This window comes from Candidatus Enterococcus willemsii, assembly GCF_009933335.1.
Lineage (GTDB): Bacteria > Bacillota > Bacilli > Lactobacillales > Enterococcaceae > Enterococcus_F > Enterococcus_F willemsii.
Map to the genome: position 1 here is coordinate 54,842 of NZ_MAEL01000054.1, position 15,722 is coordinate 70,563.

Annotated in this window: 16 protein-coding genes; 8 read left to right on the forward strand and 8 right to left on the reverse strand. The window is 36.3% G+C overall.

Annotation, left to right across the window (positions count from 1 at the left end; all coding sequences use genetic code 11):
• The first annotated feature begins 98 nt into the window (after positions 1-98).
• The 3 genes from BAU17_RS11355 to truA all read left to right on the forward strand — a co-directional run bounded on the left by BAU17_RS11355 (position 99) and on the right by truA (position 2,492).
• Positions 99-1,064, forward strand: coding sequence for a WxLIP family cell surface protein (locus tag BAU17_RS11355; protein ID WP_161902940.1), 966 nt, complete (start codon positions 99-101; stop codon positions 1,062-1,064).
• Between the two features lie 88 nt (positions 1,065-1,152).
• Positions 1,153-1,701, forward strand: coding sequence for a GyrI-like domain-containing protein (locus BAU17_RS11360; RefSeq protein WP_161902941.1), 549 nt, complete (start codon positions 1,153-1,155; stop codon positions 1,699-1,701).
• A 50-nt stretch (positions 1,702-1,751) separates the two neighbouring features.
• On the forward strand, positions 1,752-2,492 hold the full coding sequence (gene truA, locus BAU17_RS11365; protein ID WP_161902942.1) for a tRNA pseudouridine(38-40) synthase TruA: 741 nt from the start codon (positions 1,752-1,754) through the stop codon (positions 2,490-2,492).
• A gap of 45 nt (positions 2,493-2,537) precedes the next feature.
• Here truA and BAU17_RS11370 read toward each other — a convergent pair whose 3' ends face one another.
• Positions 2,538-4,181 (reverse strand): peptide ABC transporter substrate-binding protein, encoded by a 1,644-nt coding sequence (locus BAU17_RS11370; RefSeq protein WP_161902943.1) that lies wholly within the window; start codon positions 4,179-4,181, stop codon positions 2,538-2,540.
• 22 nt (positions 4,182-4,203) lie between these two features.
• Positions 4,204-4,476, reverse strand: a complete 273-nt coding sequence (locus tag BAU17_RS11375; protein ID WP_161902944.1) for a hypothetical protein — start codon at positions 4,474-4,476, stop codon at positions 4,204-4,206.
• Between the two features lie 220 nt (positions 4,477-4,696).
• On the opposite strand from BAU17_RS11375, the gene BAU17_RS11380 reads away from it, so the two are divergent.
• Both BAU17_RS11380 and BAU17_RS11385 read left to right on the forward strand, forming a co-directional pair.
• Positions 4,697-6,208: a DUF1846 domain-containing protein gene (locus BAU17_RS11380; protein WP_161902945.1), complete on the forward strand. Its 1,512-nt coding sequence runs from the start codon at positions 4,697-4,699 to the stop codon at positions 6,206-6,208.
• A 101-nt stretch (positions 6,209-6,309) separates the two neighbouring features.
• The gene (locus BAU17_RS11385; protein ID WP_161902946.1) at positions 6,310-6,972 is read left to right on the forward strand and encodes an HAD family hydrolase; all 663 of its coding nucleotides are present in this window, start codon (positions 6,310-6,312) and stop codon (positions 6,970-6,972) included.
• Between the two features lie 40 nt (positions 6,973-7,012).
• Here BAU17_RS11385 and BAU17_RS11390 read toward each other — a convergent pair whose 3' ends face one another.
• A complete protein-coding gene (locus BAU17_RS11390) occupies positions 7,013-7,492 on the reverse strand; it encodes a GyrI-like domain-containing protein (RefSeq protein ID WP_161902947.1) in 480 nt (159 codons plus the stop codon).
• A gap of 101 nt (positions 7,493-7,593) precedes the next feature.
• Between BAU17_RS11390 and BAU17_RS11395 the strand changes: the two genes are divergently transcribed.
• The gene (locus BAU17_RS11395; RefSeq protein ID WP_161902948.1) at positions 7,594-8,532 is read left to right on the forward strand and encodes a helix-turn-helix transcriptional regulator; all 939 of its coding nucleotides are present in this window, start codon (positions 7,594-7,596) and stop codon (positions 8,530-8,532) included.
• A gap of 33 nt (positions 8,533-8,565) precedes the next feature.
• Here the strand turns inward: BAU17_RS11395 and BAU17_RS11400 are convergent, their stop codons facing one another.
• The 4 genes from BAU17_RS11400 to BAU17_RS11415 all read right to left on the reverse strand — a co-directional run bounded on the left by BAU17_RS11400 (position 8,566) and on the right by BAU17_RS11415 (position 12,623).
• Positions 8,566-10,440 carry a beta-glucoside-specific PTS transporter subunit IIABC gene (locus tag BAU17_RS11400; protein ID WP_161902949.1) on the reverse strand — a complete coding sequence of 625 codons (1,875 nt, stop codon included), beginning with the start codon at positions 10,438-10,440 and terminating at the stop codon, positions 8,566-8,568.
• A 95-nt stretch (positions 10,441-10,535) separates the two neighbouring features.
• Positions 10,536-11,375, reverse strand: coding sequence for a BglG family transcription antiterminator LicT (gene licT, locus BAU17_RS11405; protein ID WP_161902950.1), 840 nt, complete (start codon positions 11,373-11,375; stop codon positions 10,536-10,538).
• Between the two features lie 126 nt (positions 11,376-11,501).
• Complete coding sequence (locus BAU17_RS11410; protein ID WP_202622326.1) at positions 11,502-12,038, reverse strand: DUF924 family protein; 537 nt, start codon at positions 12,036-12,038, stop codon at positions 11,502-11,504.
• 3 nt (positions 12,039-12,041) lie between these two features.
• Positions 12,042-12,623, reverse strand: coding sequence for an alpha/beta hydrolase (locus tag BAU17_RS11415; RefSeq protein WP_161902952.1), 582 nt, complete (start codon positions 12,621-12,623; stop codon positions 12,042-12,044).
• Positions 12,624-12,655: 32 nt separating this feature from the next.
• Between BAU17_RS11415 and BAU17_RS11420 the strand changes: the two genes are divergently transcribed.
• On the forward strand, positions 12,656-13,630 hold the full coding sequence (locus BAU17_RS11420; RefSeq protein ID WP_161902953.1) for a VOC family protein: 975 nt from the start codon (positions 12,656-12,658) through the stop codon (positions 13,628-13,630).
• Between the two features lie 9 nt (positions 13,631-13,639).
• Positions 13,640-14,347 (forward strand): GntR family transcriptional regulator, encoded by a 708-nt coding sequence (locus tag BAU17_RS11425; protein ID WP_161902954.1) that lies wholly within the window; start codon positions 13,640-13,642, stop codon positions 14,345-14,347.
• Positions 14,348-14,403: 56 nt separating this feature from the next.
• Here BAU17_RS11425 and BAU17_RS11430 read toward each other — a convergent pair whose 3' ends face one another.
• Positions 14,404-15,603 carry an enolase C-terminal domain-like protein gene (locus tag BAU17_RS11430; RefSeq protein ID WP_161903196.1) on the reverse strand — a complete coding sequence of 400 codons (1,200 nt, stop codon included), beginning with the start codon at positions 15,601-15,603 and terminating at the stop codon, positions 14,404-14,406.
• Positions 15,604-15,722 lie beyond the last annotated feature (119 nt).

A 15,722-nucleotide genomic window follows, 5' to 3' on the forward strand; every position in this document is an offset into this window, starting at 1 on the left:
CAAGGAAGGTTTTACATAATTGATAGAAAGTAGTGATTAGTGTGAGACGAGATTTTAGCAGATGTTTTTTCAGCATAGTTTTTTTTAGCCTTTTTTTCTTGACTACTTATACAGTCAACGCAGAATCATTAGATAGCTTTGACATTTCAATTGAGCCACCTGCATCACAAACAAAACCAGAGTTAATGTACTACGATTTGCAATTAGCGCCGAGTAAAAAAGAAAAATTACCAATTGTTATTACAAATAAAAGTGAAAAAGAATTATCTTTAGAGCTATCTTTTAATCGGGCCGTGAATAATATGAACGGGATGATTGACTATTCAAATAGTAGTAAGGAAAAATCAACTTCTGCACCTTTCGATATTGAAAAGTTTGTTACGCTTTCTGAAGAAAAGATTCTTTTACCACCAGAAGGAACGCAGACAATTTATGCCGAAGTAGAAATGCCTAATCAAGAATTTTCGGGTGTGTTAGCTGGGGGCGTTTATATCAAACAATCTGCAGAAAAGGACTTTGAAGGAAATGTCCAAAATTTATTTGCCCGTGAATTAGCCATTTTATTACGTTCTGATTTAACACCAGTTACACCTGAATTTAGTATTAATAAAGCCTATAGCCAACAAGTCAATGGTCGGAATGCAGTCGGATTGCAAATTGAAAATCTTTCAGCTGCCTATGTCAATCAAATGATGCTAAATTATGAAGTCATGTATGAAGGAGAAGAGACAGGAATAGTTGAAGAGCGGGAAATTAATTTTGCACCCAATACAGTGATGGATTATTTTATTCCTTTGAATGGAAAAGCTTTTGAACCTGGAACATACACTGTAAACACGACTTTAGTCGCAGGAGAGCAGGTTTGGAAAGGTAGTTCAACTTTTACAGTGAATCGGGAAGCAGCGAAAAAATTTAATGACACGGATGTGACTATTGAAAAAGAACCGTTTCCTTGGTTAACTTTGGGGATTGGAACAATGGTTGTGTTATTAATCATTGTTGTGACCTATTTGAGTTTAAAAAATCGTAAGCTTCAAAATGAGATACAAAAAAGTAAGAAATAATAATTTAAAACTCCAGTGTTCATTAACATGGAGTTTTTTTATGAGCAGAAGGATATTCAGGTATAATAAATTGAGGAGGAAGATAAACATGAAAAAAATTGATTTTAAAAAAGAATATAAGCAGTATTATCTACCTAAAAATAAACCTGAAATTATCAAGATTCCTTCAATGAATTTTTTAGCAATCCGGGGTGCAGGTGATCCGAATGAACCAGATGGTATGTATGCCCAAGCAATCAGTAAACTCTATGCTATTTTGTATACGATAAAGATGAAAGGGAAACATTTAGAAGGCTATTATGAATACGTTGTGCCACCATTAGAGGGTTTTTGGTGGATGGATGGCTTAAAAGGTGTGGATTACAATCATAAAGAAAAATTTCGGTGGATTTCAGTGATACGTTTGCCAGATTTTGTGAGCAAGACAGATGTAGAATGGGCCATCTCACTTGCAACCGAGACGAAGAAAAATGATTATTCGGCAGTGATGAATGATTTTTTGAAAGAACAAGGTTACGAACCAGATTTTGAACCACGCATGCATCATGAAATATATATTAGTGATCCTAGAAAAACAGAGGCAGACAAATTAAAAACCGTGATTCGCCATCCAGTAAAACTTACGACCCTAAAATAACTGCCCAGTATGTTATACTTTGACAAGAAATGAAACCAAAGGAGCAAATCATGAGAAATATAAAATTAACAATTGAGTATGATGGCAAGCGTTATTTAGGCTGGCAACGTTTAGGTGATTCAGGGAAAACCATTCAAGGGAAAATTGAAAGTATTTTGACACAAATGACGGGTGAAAAAATTGAAATTATTGGTTCAGGGCGTACCGATGGAGGCACCCACGCTCGTGGTCAAGTTGCTAATTTCAAAACAGATTCAACCATGACAAGAGAAGAGATGTTACATTTTCTCAACCAATTTTTACCACGTGACATTGTGATTACCAGAGTGGAAGAGATGCCCGAACGTTTCCATGCCCGTTACAATTGTACAGGGAAGCAATATAGTTACTATGTTTGGAATAGTCCCATTCCAACTGCATTAGAGCGAAATCATAGTTTTCACGTAGCGCAGCCTTTAGATTTTGAAAAAATGAATGAAGCCTGCAAAAAATTAATTGGCACGCATGATTTTATCGGATTTTCTGCATTGAAAAAAACCAAAAAATCGACAGTTCGTACCATTCATGAATTAACGATTCAGCAAGAGGAATCAATGGTCCATTTCACTTTTTTAGGTGATGGCTTTCTACACAAAATGGTTCGTATTATAATGGGGACACTATTGGAGATTGGCACTGGAAAACTGCCCGTTACAATCATTGATGAAATTTTCGAAAATAAAGTTCGTGCAAATGCCGGAGAGACTGTTCCTTCACATGGACTCTTCCTTGATGCTGTCTTTTATGAATAAAATAACGTCTAGATTCAGTGAATTGAGTCTAGACGTTATTTTTTGTTATTCTTCTAAATAAGCATATTTATAATCAAATTGGGCGCCTGCACTATGACTAATAATGCCTTTCAATGCAGGGTTGCGTAAGCGTGCTTCTGATTTTTGAATCAATGGAGAGACACCCATATCTTGCATCAATGTTTTTTCTGCTTGGATGTAGTTATCCCACCGTTGCTCCAATTGATTTAAATCAGCTTTTTTAGCAGCTGCAACAAATTGATCGTACTTCGGATTTGTGTATTTTCCATAATTGTAGACAGAATCCGTAGTAAATAATTCTAAGAATGAACTTGGATCAGCGTAATCGGCTGTCCAACCAAATAAAAATAAATCAAAATTGGTACTTTGTCCATATTCAATTGCGACAGAGACAGGTACGACAGATAGCTCAACTTTGATGCCCTCTAAATTTTCTTCAATCGAAGACTGTAGATACTCAGCGACTTTTTTGATTGAATCGGTGTCATAAGCGACTAGTTTTAATGTGAGATTTGTAATACCCAATTCTTTTTGAGCCGTTTGCCATAATTTTTTTGCTTCATCAATATTCATTGTTAAGTTGCCACCTGCTTCAACAGCGAAATCTTCATCTGTTGTTGGTGAGTAGGACATACCACTTGGAACTAGTCCTGTTGGTGCAATTGAGCCATCTCCCAACAACTGATTAACAATTGCTTCGCGGTCAAAGACATAAGAAATAGCTTTACGCATATTTTCGTTTTTGAAAGTAGCTTCTGTTTGGTTATAAGATAGATAGGTTGTCCCAGCTTTTTTGATGGTCACAAATGCTTCATTGTCTTTGTATTGTTTGGCAAGTTCACCGGTTAATAGAATATCATCGGCTTGACCAGTTTCAAATAAATTGACACTGGTTGATGATTCTTTGACCACTTGATTATCAATTTTGGTTAATTGAACGGTGTCCTTATCCCAATAGTCTTCATTTTTTAGATAGGTCCAACTCGTGTCTGTACCTGGTCCGTCAAAATCTGCTAAGGTGAAAGGACCGTTATAAATGAGATTCTCGCTATTTTTTCCATAACTATCACCTTGTTCAGTCACAAATGCTTCGTTTTGTGGAAAGAAGGTAGGAAAGGCGAGTAAGCTGTCAAAGTAAGGCGTAGTTTTTTCTAACTCAATCGTTAGTTCATGTTCACTAACAGCTTTAATTCCTAATTCTTCGGGTGCTAGTTGACCTGCAAGGATGTCAGTTGCGTGTTTGACAGGCTCAAATAAATAGCCGTATTCGGCTTTTGTTTCAGGTGTAACAGCTTTACGCCATGCAAAGACATAATCATCAGCGGTTACGGGAGAACCATCGGACCAAGTGGCGTGCTCGTTTAATTGGATGGTATATGTTAAACCATCTTCGCTTACTTGAGGAAGGGATTTCGCGCCAGCAGGTTCTAATTCATTATTTTCTGTTAAACGGTATAATCCTTCCATGACGTTATTAATTGCGGTAATGCTATAAGTGTCTGTTGCTAACGCCGAATCCATGGAAGACATTTCTTGATCGACGACCACTGCAATTTCTTGTGAAGGGGCTTTACTTGAAGTAGATTCGCTTGTATTTTCTTTTTGTTTGCTCGTGCATCCAGCAAGTAAAAGTGTCACCATAACCATACTAAACCCTAATTTTTTCATCTTTTCACTCCTTATATTGTGTTCATTTGCCGTATAATGTTCCATCAAGTGCTTTTAAATACTGAGGTGCTTGTTGATAGAAATACGACCGTGCATCAGCACATAGTGGAATCACCGTTTTTTTCTGTTGTGTTAATTGTTCCAAAAATAGTGCAGGTAACGGACTATCTTTAGCGATGTCAAATTTGGTAACCAGCCAAACATTCCCGCCTGCAATACTCCATTCAATTTTTTGAATCGTTTGATTCTGATGGAAAATTAATTTTGTTTCTTCTTGAATTAAAATAGGAGTCACCTCTTTTCGATTGCAAAATGATGATAATTCTAATTTTTTTATAATGTTATCTATTATAGCAAAAGATTCCAATAAAGTCTCTAGCTATTTTGTATGAGAAACAAAACTAAAATTCTTTTCAAAAATCAGGGAATATTGGTTGTATATTTGCTCATTTTCTGGTTGAATGGTACAAGAGATTTTTTTGATAAATAGTAATTTAGTGAGGGGTACGAGAATAGTGAGAAAAATCGGTTTTGATCCACAGAAGTACATTGATGAACAGTCAAAATATATTTTAGAACGTGTGAATAACTACGACAAATTGTATTTGGAATTTGGTGGAAAACTAATTGGTGATATGCATGCCAAACGTGTTTTACCAGGTTTTGACCAAGATGCAAAAATCAAATTGTTGCATAAATTGAAAGACCAGACAGAAATTATTATTTGTGTTTATGCAGGAGATATTGAACGCAATAAAATTCGTGGCGATTATGGTATTACTTATGATATGGATATTATGCGTCTGATTGATGAATTAAGCGACTATGAATTAGCAGTGAATAGTGTTGTTATCACGCGCTATAATGGCCAACCATCAACTAAAATTTTTATCAATAAATTAAAACAACGTGGCATCAAAGTCTTTACCCACAGTGAAATTGAAGGCTATCCAATTAACGTAGACAAAATTGTCAGTGATGAAGGATTTGGCAAAAATACATTTATCCCTACGACAAAACCGATTGTTGTCGTTACTGGACCAGGGGCAGGTAGTGGTAAATTAGCAACTTGCTTGAACCAGTTGTACCATGAAAGTCGTCACGGTCATTCAGTTGGGTATTCAAAATTTGAAACCTTCCCAGTCTGGAATGTTCCGTTAAAACATCCATTGAATATTGCTTATGAAGCAGCAACCGTGGATTTAAAAGACGTGAATATGATTGATTCTTTCCACTACGATTGTTATGGCGAAGTTGCAGTCAACTATAATCGCGATTTAGAGTCATTCCCGATTATTAAACGGACAATTGAACGAATTACTGGGAGAGAATCTGAATTTAATTCACCAACCGATATGGGCGTAAATCGTGTCGGCTATGGCATCATTGACGATGAAGTGGTACAAGAAGCATCAAAACAAGAAATTATTCGTCGCTATTTTGATACAGAAGCGAATTATAAAAAAGGCTTAACTGATTTAGAAACTTTACAACGTAGTCAATTGATTATGGAAGAAATTGCGTTACGTCCAGAAGCTCGTCCATGTGTTTCTCCAGCTCGTACCTATGCAGAAGAAATTAAAAAAGAGAAGATGGATCAAGAATTTATGCCGCCAGTTGTCGCATTGGAATTAGCAGATGGACAAATTGTGATGGGCAGAGGATCAGAATTAATGGATGCAAGTGCTGCTGCCATCCTAAATGCTATTAAGAAACTGGCAAATATTGCGGATGAAATTTTATTATTGTCACCAAATATTTTAGAACCTATTCAAAAACTAAAAGCCAATGAATTATCTGGCAGAATTACGTCTTTGAATACCTCTGAAATTTTAATTGCCTTATCGATTAGTGCGGTAACCAATCCAACAGCGCAATTAGCCTATTCAAAATTAGTGGAATTAAAGGAAACGCAAGCACATTCAACTGTTATCTTTAATAAAGATGATGAACAAATCTTACGTAATTTGGGAATCTCATTTACGTGTGACCCCATTTATCCATCGAAAAACTTATTTTATGTTTAATCAAAAGCTGTCCAAATTTTTTGGACAGTTTTTTTGTTAATGCAAATGTGGTTTAACTAAGGTACACTAAAATTAATAAAATGATGTTTGGAGTGTAACCGATGCAAGGAATTGTTTTTGATTTTAACGGAACATTGCTGAGTGATACAGCAATTCATGAGGTAGCGTGGCGTCAATATATTCAATCATTATTGAATCGCCCAATCACGGAAGAAGAATTTCAACAGATTCACGGCAGAACCAATCACTTGATTATGGAAAAATTTTTGAATAAGCAACTCACATCTAATGAAGCTGAACGATATTCAGAGGAAAAAGAGGCTGTGTATCGAGAATTGTTATTGCAAGAAGAGACTGTTGAACTGATCCAAGGTGTGACAGAATTTTTTGATTACTTGCAAGAAAAGAATGTACGCATGAATATTGCGACCGCTTCTCCGAAAAGCAATGTGGATTTTTATTTTGATTTCTTTGATTTAGGACGTTGGTTTGACTTAGAAAAAATCGTCTATAATGATGGGACATTAGCGAGTAAACCGGCACCAGATTATTATCTTCAAGCGGCAAAAAATGTTGGGATAACGCCTGAAGAAATGATTGTCTTCGAGGATTCACCAATTGGACTACAAGGTGCTGCGAATGCCAAAGCCAAACATGTAGTAGCTGTGGCAACGAATGGCAATCATGACACCTTACAAGAACTCGATGCGGTAAAAGTTGTCATCGATGATTTTATGGATCCGCGTTTGCGAGAATTAATCTAAAAAGAAGGCTGAGGTAGCATCTTACCTCAGCCTTTTGTGATTATTTCGCTACGACAGGAATCCACATTTCACCAAAGAATTTGCCGTCTTTTTGTCCCATTTCAACGGCAGCGTTTGGTCCGCCAACGTATTGGTAATCCTGTAATTCAACCAGCGCTTGACCAAATGCCATACCAGTCAATACATTTTGTAATTCTTCAGATGAATCAGCTTCACCGCTGACAACAACATACGTGCTTTTTGGAAATTGAATGATACGAGTTGCTTCAGGTAACGTTTTTTCAGTTAAGACACCAGCATAATGCATCATTTTGTTGTCATAAGCTTCATTTACCGCAAAAATATAGTCATTATCAGCTAATTCTTTTAACTTTGTTAATGTCCCATCTTGTGTGACTTGTTCCCAGAAATCATGTTTTTCTTTGGTGATACCTGCAAAATCAGTGTAATCACTTTTTAATTCCACACCAATTCCTAAAACAGTGAAGGCTTCTTTTTCTACTAATTGATAGTTTGACATAACAATTCCTACTTTCTTTAGATAATTTGTTGTATTTCTCTTTGATATCTTTATACTAAAGCTAAACCATGTCAAAAAGTGACACTATTTAAGGAGATTGTATGAAAAAGACAGAAAGAATAAATACAATAATGAGATATATCAATAATCGCGCCCATTTTACGATTTCAGAAATTATGTCTGAATTTGCTATTTCACGTTCAACAGCTATCCGTGACCTTCGTGAAATTGAACAAATGGGGCTACCGCTCATAGCAGAAGTCGGGCGTGATGGTGGGTACTCAGTATTACAAAATTCCTTTTTACCAAGTGTCCACTTTACGGATGATGAAGTAAAGGCACTGTTTATTGCTTTTATGGCAACACGTAACCAGCAACTTCCTTATTTAAAAAGTCGCCAATCGTTATCAGAAAAACTGATAGGCTTGCTCTCAGAAAATCAACAAGATGAGCTGGTTTATTTGAATGAAGTACTCCTGTTTGAAGGGACAAATCCCTACAATCCTGATTTACTTGATTTAACGGATTTACCTGATCCAACTTTGGAGAAACTGATTCAAGCGTTACTGAAAGATCGCTATCTGATTTGTACCTTTACCACCGGAAAGATTGCTTTGTATTTAGTCCATTTATACCAACAAAAAAGCGCGTGGTTTATTGAAGGAATCATTATCGAAACTAGAGAAAAACACGTCTTTGCGGTCGAAGAATTAATCGATATTGCAGTTTTTGAAGGTAAACATCCTAAAAATATAGCCAAAAACTATGTTGCTGCACCAATCAATCTTATTTTAACTTTAGAAGCCAAGGCGATTGCACAATTTAAAAAGTATCACCCATTCCGTTTGACCTTAGCATATTTAAACCCATTTCAAACGAAAGCACGTTTAGAAACAGTTGTTGGCACCAATCCAGAAGAAGTGAGTGAGATGGTTAATTGGTTACTATTTTTAGGAGAAGATTTATACATTGAGCGGATGCCTGATGAAATTCGAGAGGAATTGATACGGCGAACAAAGAAACACCAAAGTGTGCTGTAAGACACACCTTGGTGTTTTGTTTAATCAAAAGAACTATTTGTAAATATTTAGTACCGTTTCACCCGCTGTAACTTGTTGTTTATTTAACTGCTCAATGCGAGCAAATTCTGTGTGATTGGTAAAGATAATGGGTGTGGTTGTTTCCAATCCAGCAGCTTTAATTTGTTCCAAGTCAACGTTGACTAATGGGGTACCAACTTGAATAGTGTCACCAGTTTTTACTAGCGTCTCGAATGGCGCACCGTCAAGTTTGACCGTATCTAAACCGATATGAATTAATAGTTCTAATCCGTCTTCTGAACGCAAACCAAAGGCATGTTTGGTTTCAAAGACCATTTCTACGGTACTGTTAATCGGGGAGACAAAGGAGCCATCTGCTGGCACAATCGCCAGACCTTCACCCATTGCACCACTAGCAAACGCTTGGTCGTTAACTTGAGCGAGTGGAATGACTTGTCCATTAACAGGTGCAGAAAATTCAAGGATTGTATCCGTATCTTTAGCGATAGTTGTTGTTGGATTGTTTTTTTCATTCTTTTCTTCGGTTGTATGATCTTTGTAAAGAATGTAGGAAATAATAAAGGTAATCACAATACTAATTGCCGCACCAATAGCTGCATGAATCAAGTGATACAATGTGTCGTCGCCAATATAACTTGGCAAGGTTAATAAACCGGGAGAGCCGCCTGAAAAGTTTTTAACACGCATAATTCCCGCATATAAACCACCGAATCCACCACCAATCATGGCTGCATATAAAGGTGTTTTAAAGCGTAAGTTAACGCCATATAGTGCAGGTTCTGTAATCCCAAATAAAGCTGTTAAACCAGAAGAAAAAGCTAATTGCTTAATTGTAGAATCTTTTGATTTCAATCCGACACCAATCGCAGCTGCACCTTGACTGACATTCGAAGCTAACATCCCTGGATAAATAACAGAATCGTAACCAGAAGTCATCCGATTATTAATACCAATTGGAACTAAGCCGTAATGAGTACCTGTTGCCACAAACAGTGGAGTGAAAGCTCCAATCAATAATGGAACAATCCAAGGACTAAATGTTTCCAATGCTTTGATACCAGATGAAATTAATTCACTAATAAAATAGCCTAGAGGTCCAAGCACTACAAGTGTTACAATACCAACAATGAAAATCGTAATTAATGGTTTCGTAAAGAATTTGACTGCTTTAGGAGATACTTTATCAGCTAGCGGTTCGACATAAGATAAAAACCAAACAGCTAAAATAATTGGAATAACTGAAGATGAATAGCTAACAGCTGTAATGGGTAAATTAAATAGACGAATGGCGCCTCCAGATTCTTTAACAGCTTCTACCATACCAATAAAGTTTGGATGAAGTAAAATTCCTCCGACCATCATAGACAGATACATATTGGCTTTAAATTTAACAGCAGCAGAAGCAGCTAATAAAATTGGCAAGAAGTAAAAGGCAGAGTCGGCCATAAAGTTTAAGATTTGATAACTTTGGCTTTCTGGAGTGAGCCAATTTAAAACAACTAATAAAGAAAGAACCGCTTTTAACATCCCTGAAGCTGTGATTGCAGGTAAAATTGGTGTGAAAATACCGGTAATCGTATCGATTACTTTGGCAACCATCCCACGGTTGTCAGGTTCATCATTTTTAGGGCTATCTGTAGCAATAGATGTCTGAGCTAAGACCTCTTTATAAACACTTCCTACGTCACTTCCGATAATAATTTGATACTGACCACCTTTGTTTACGACACCAGCAACACCTGCCGTGTTTTTTAAAAGCGATTCGTTGGTCTTGGAATCATCTTTTAAATTGAAGCGTAATCTTGTTGCACAATGGGTTAAAGAAGCGATATTTTCTTCTCCACCAATATTTTCAATAATGGTTTGTGCTAAATCTTTGTAATTCATTTTTTTCTCCTCCTAATTAAAATAATATAAAAAAGACCTAAATATCCCTTATCAGAGATATTTAGGTCTAGCCCACAAATTCAATGGTAACAATCCTAATCGATATTGGTTATTCTTCTAATATGAATCGTTAAATAAATCAATTCATCTTCTTCTAATTCACGATTAAATACGTTTTGTACATAATTATTAATTTTAATTGCACAAGCATATTCCTTCGTGTATTGCTCTTTAATTTTTAACATAAACTGAACAGTCTCTAAATCATTCAGACGAACATCGCTAAACAAACGTTGAACAAAAAATTTCAGATGGGTCACAAAACGTTCGTAATTCAATGAATATTCATCAATTTCAATATTAAAATGATATTTTACGATATTCAATATGTTTTGGATAATTTCTGTCATTTCAGCAACTTGCGCAATTTCTTTCATATCCAAATTTGCATTGACGATATGAAAGGCAATAAATCCCGCTTCATCTTCAGGGAGTTCTACACCTAAACGCTGCCGAATAATCGAAAGGGCTTCTTTCCCAATCAAAAATTCATGATTATAGAACCGTTTAATTTCCCACAGTAAAGCATTTTTTAGCACAATCCCTTCTTTACTACGTTCAATCGAATAATGAATGTGATCGGTAAGTGTCAGAAAAAGGCTATCACTAAGTTTTTTGCCAAGAGAAACTCTTGCAAAGCTGATAATTTCGTTGGCGACTTGAATATGCTCAATAGGAATTTCAGACAACATTTGCGTTAGCTTGTTGACGCTCCATTCTTGTGTGATAACATAAGTCTTTTCGATTGCTGTCTCATCAATCGTGTCACCAATTTTTTTATTAAAGCCGAGTCCTTTGCCCATTACGATTATTTCATTGTTTGCATTATTTAATGAAACAACGATGTTATTGTTGATAATTTTTTCAATAACCATAATGAACAAGCTCCCTAATATTTTTTCGTTTATTTGAGTATAGCTCGCTTCATGTAAAGCGGTAACAATCCCACGGATATTCTAGCACGCAATAAGTAAGAATGTCAATGTTCAAAAAAATAAGTGTTAGAACGATGAATCAGGTTCTTGTAAAAAGGCGAGTTCCTCTGCTGTGGAACTTCTTCCGAGAGCTTCGTTACGATGTGGGTAGCGACCAAAACGTTTGATAATCGCGTAGTGTTTTTTTTCATACTCAAAGTTGCTCTCTAATTCAGGTTGGTCAAATAAAATCATCGCTTTATTATGAATCATCAAAGATTCTGAATGCATAAAAGGCATATATAAGAAGGCGAGTTCTTCTTTGGTTAATTCTACAAGATCGGGTGCTTGTAAGGCTTCTTGTGCTAGGACTAAAGCCATACCATCATAGGCAAAAGCTTGTGCCGATTGCCGATATAAATTCCGCGAAAATTGATCAAGAACAATGATTTCTGCTAAACGTCCATGAATGGTCTCACGCCATTGAACACACTCACCAGCAGCAGCTTGGCGATGGACATGTGCAAAACGTTGGCGAATCAATTGATCAACTTCTGTACTATTGTACCAGTCAGTAGGTGTTAATTCATTGAACCAAAAGTGAAGAATTTCTTCTGGACGCATCATTTAATTTCCCCCTAGTTGTTTTTGAATGGCTACGATTTCTTGTTCACTCAATTCATGACCACTATCTGTAAATAGCAACGTTGTATTAGGAAAAACGACTTTTAGCTCTTCGCTTAATTTAAGGACCTCTCCAGGAAGGCTCATTGTATCTTGGGCACCAACTGTTAATAAGATGGTTGTATCGCTCGACCGATTGAAAGAATAGACGAGACGACTAGGATGCAGTAGAATAACGGTATCAGCAATCGTAGGTTCTTGTTCTAATAGACCTAAAATAAAGTTGGCGCCATTTGAATAACCGATAAAAATTACTTCTTGATAATCTTTTTCAAGAGAGGGCCAATCCTTTGTCAAAAAAGCTGAAACATGTTGTTCGAAATCACGTCGATCTAATTGACCATTGTCCAATGGTGCAAAAAAACGTCGTTGTGCTCCTTCCGAAACAGGGCCACGAAAGCTCAATAAAGACGCAGCAGGAAATAGTTCTGCGACAGTAGTCAACAATTGATACTCATTGCCACCAGTGCCGTGAAAAGCTACGACAAGTTGGTTATTTGTTCCAGCTTGAAAAAAAGAATCCATAGGGAAACCTCCTAATAGAAAGGAATTTTATTATGTCTGCACGTATTCACCATATCTCGATTATTAACCGCTTTATCCGTCCGACATTTGACTTTTATCATAATACACTTGGTTTGAAATTACTAATGAAAACAATCAACCAAGACGATCATACCATGTACCACGTCTTTTTCTCCGATGACCGTCAACGAATTGGTACAGAAGTGACTTTTTTTGAAGTACGAGAAGGGAATAACTACTTTTTTGGAACAAACACAATAGAACGAACAATTTTTAAAGTACCGACGGTGGCTTCTCTTCGTTTTTGGGAAAGTTATCTTGAAGAACAAGGTGTTTGCCAGTATGGTATTGAGAATTTCAACGGACGACCAATGTTACGTTTTGAAGGTCCGGATGCCACTCAATTAGCAATGGTTCCATTAAGAGAATTTGAACATGCGACGGATTATTTTCCTTATCAAGAAAGTGCCATTCCAGTGGAACATGCTATTTTAGGGATTGATGCTATTCAATTACGTGTCCAGTATGCTGATGCGACCGAAAAAGAATTGTTGCCATTAGGTTGGAAGAAAAAAGCAGATGCTCGCTTTTTTGCAAACCAACACCGAGTGACGATTTTAGAAAATCAAGATAGTCAGTTTTATCAAGAAGTTCATGTCATTCAAGACCGTGAAAATCCAATTGCCATTGATGGGATTGGGAGTGTTCACCATGTTGCATTTGGTGTATCAAGTATTATTGACCTTGAAATGATTGATACACGTTTAAATCAGCGTAATTTTATTAATTCTGGAATCAAAGACCGTGAATTCTTTCAATCGCTTTATTATCGCGAACCCAATCAGTTGTTGATAGAAGTCGCTACAGAAGAGGGGCAGCTCGATGCCAAGGCGTATGAAAACCAAAGTTCAAATTTTGATGATATTCCATTGTATTTACCACAATATTTGAGCTTTGTCCGTGAACAAGTCGAGCAAACATTAGCTAACCAACAACATGAAGAATAGGAGTTCGTGATGAAAAAACGTGAATTCATTATTCAGGATTTGTTAAGTAAGATTTATCAAGAACAATTTATAGAAGGCAAATTACCACCACAAAGAACATTAGCAGAGTTATATGGTGTTTCGCGATTCACTATCCAACAAGCAATTAAAAATCTTGAAGAAATTGGTGTCGTACGTGTTGTACAAGGTTCTGGAATTTTTGTTCATGAGAAATGGGTTCAAAATCCATTAATCTTTAATTCGCTCACTCGTACACCTTATGATCGAATTGATTCAAAAATGTTAAGTTTGAGAAAAACGAAAGCTACACCAGAAGAGCAACAGATTTTTCAGTTAAATCAAGAAGATGAGATTTGGACTTTTGAACGTTTACGGATTGTCAATTATAAGATTGAACAGTTAGAAGTTTCAAAAATGCCTGTTTCATTATTTCCAGACTTATCCAGAGAAGTAATCGAACACTCGATTCAAGGATATGTTGAGAAAAAGGGGTATAGAATTTCACATTATATTACAAGCTATCTCCCAATCACAATTTCGAAAGAAAAAGCCGCTATTTTGCTATGTAAAAGAGGAACACCTGCAATGAAAATTGAAAATCGAGCCATTTTAGAAAATGGTCAACTTTTTGAGTATAGTGAAATTATAGCGATTGATTATTCTGCAACGTATATTCGTCCTTTTGATCGTGAAATACATCGCTCTAGAATAGATTAAACTACCCAAACGATAGGCTGTTTACAACAGTGACTCTCTATCGCTTGGGTAGTTTTTTAAGGTGTCACAATAGTACCATCGGGAGTCCGACTTTGTGTCCATTCATGAGGACGATAAACAACAGGAAATTCTTCAGCCAGTTCTTCGTTAAAAGTTACGCCAATACCAGCTTGTTCAATTGGATAAAAGAATCCTTTTTTTGGTGTAGGAATATTTCCGAAAATGTTTTGTGTGTTGTCAGGAACATCAATATTTTCTTGAATAGCTGCATTGTGCAAATGAATGTTTAGATGTGTGTTCACTGCTAACCCTACAGGAGAGATATCAGAAGGTGTATGCCAAGCTATTTGTATTCCCATAGCATCACAAAAATGAGCCAATTTTAAAGCTGGTGTGATACCACCAATCTGTGAGACATGTGCACGCATAAAATCAATTTGCCTATTTTTAACAATTTCTTTCCATTCCATAGGGTTATTGAATAACTCTCCTGTAGCAATCGGAGTAGTCGCTTGGCTACGTAATTGTGCCAACCAATCATTTTGAGTCGGTGGCAAAATATCTTCTAAAAAAAATAGATGATACGGTTCAGCTGCTTTAGCGAAACGGATAGCTTGATTGGGATGCAAGCGTTCGTGTACATCGTGTAACATTTGAAAGCGATGACCATATCTGTTTTTAATTGCTTCAAACATACGTAATGTCGTATCCATATATTCTTCTTGATTAAAATATGAACCTGGAATTGGCTGCTCAGGTGTTTGTAGGTTAGTAGGGTTTCCACCGTAAAAACCTAGTTGACAGCGAATGTATTGATACCCTTCGTCTAAAAAATGATCAATTTCTTGATAAAGTGTATCTAAATTATCAGCAACTGCATGAGTATAGGCTGGAATAGCGGTCCGAGCTTTTCCACCTAATAATTGATATAGGGGCATATCTGCTAGTTTTGCTTTAATATCCCAAAGCGCCATATCGACACCTGAAATTGCGTTATTTAAAACAGGCCCATTACGCCAATAAGAGTTTACATTCATTACCTGCCATATGTCTTCAATTTGATTCGCATCACGTCCAATTAATAATGGTTTTAAATAGTCATCAATAGCAGATTTAACTGTTAAAGGACGAAATTGAAATGTAGCGCAACCTAGTCCTGAGATATCTTTATTTGTTTCAACTTTTACAATAACTAAATTGTGTCGATCAGGCTTAATTGCAAAACTTTTTATATCCGTGATTATAGTAGGTGTCATCATTTTTCACTCCTGTTTTCTTATAAAGAAATTAGTTACAAGACTATTGAACCATGGATAATAGAACGCTGTCAATTTGGCCTAAAAAAATCTGTTTATAAGCTAAAATTTCAGTCCAA

Bases quoted from the DNA above. Each gene is read 5' to 3' on its own strand.
- BAU17_RS11385 (WP_161902946.1), top strand. From the start codon at position 6,310: ATGCAAGGAATTGTTTTTGATTTTAACGGAACATTGCTGAGTGATACA.
- BAU17_RS11430 (WP_161903196.1), bottom strand. From the start codon at position 15,603: ATGACACCTACTATAATCACGGATATAAAAAGTTTTGCAATTAAGCCT.
- BAU17_RS11370 (WP_161902943.1), bottom strand. From the start codon at position 4,181: ATGAAAAAATTAGGGTTTAGTATGGTTATGGTGACACTTTTACTTGCT.
- BAU17_RS11395 (WP_161902948.1), top strand. From the start codon at position 7,594: ATGAAAAAGACAGAAAGAATAAATACAATAATGAGATATATCAATAAT.
- licT (WP_161902950.1), bottom strand. From the start codon at position 11,375: ATGGTTATTGAAAAAATTATCAACAATAACATCGTTGTTTCATTAAAT.
- BAU17_RS11400 (WP_161902949.1), bottom strand. From the start codon at position 10,440: ATGAATTACAAAGATTTAGCACAAACCATTATTGAAAATATTGGTGGA.
- truA (WP_161902942.1), top strand. From the start codon at position 1,752: ATGAGAAATATAAAATTAACAATTGAGTATGATGGCAAGCGTTATTTA.
- BAU17_RS11390 (WP_161902947.1), bottom strand. From the start codon at position 7,492: ATGTCAAACTATCAATTAGTAGAAAAAGAAGCCTTCACTGTTTTAGGA.
- BAU17_RS11360 (WP_161902941.1), top strand. From the start codon at position 1,153: ATGAAAAAAATTGATTTTAAAAAAGAATATAAGCAGTATTATCTACCT.
- BAU17_RS11425 (WP_161902954.1), top strand. From the start codon at position 13,640: ATGAAAAAACGTGAATTCATTATTCAGGATTTGTTAAGTAAGATTTAT.
- BAU17_RS11415 (WP_161902952.1), bottom strand. From the start codon at position 12,623: ATGGATTCTTTTTTTCAAGCTGGAACAAATAACCAACTTGTCGTAGCT.
- BAU17_RS11410 (WP_202622326.1), bottom strand. From the start codon at position 12,038: ATGCGTCCAGAAGAAATTCTTCACTTTTGGTTCAATGAATTAACACCT.
- BAU17_RS11420 (WP_161902953.1), top strand. From the start codon at position 12,656: ATGTCTGCACGTATTCACCATATCTCGATTATTAACCGCTTTATCCGT.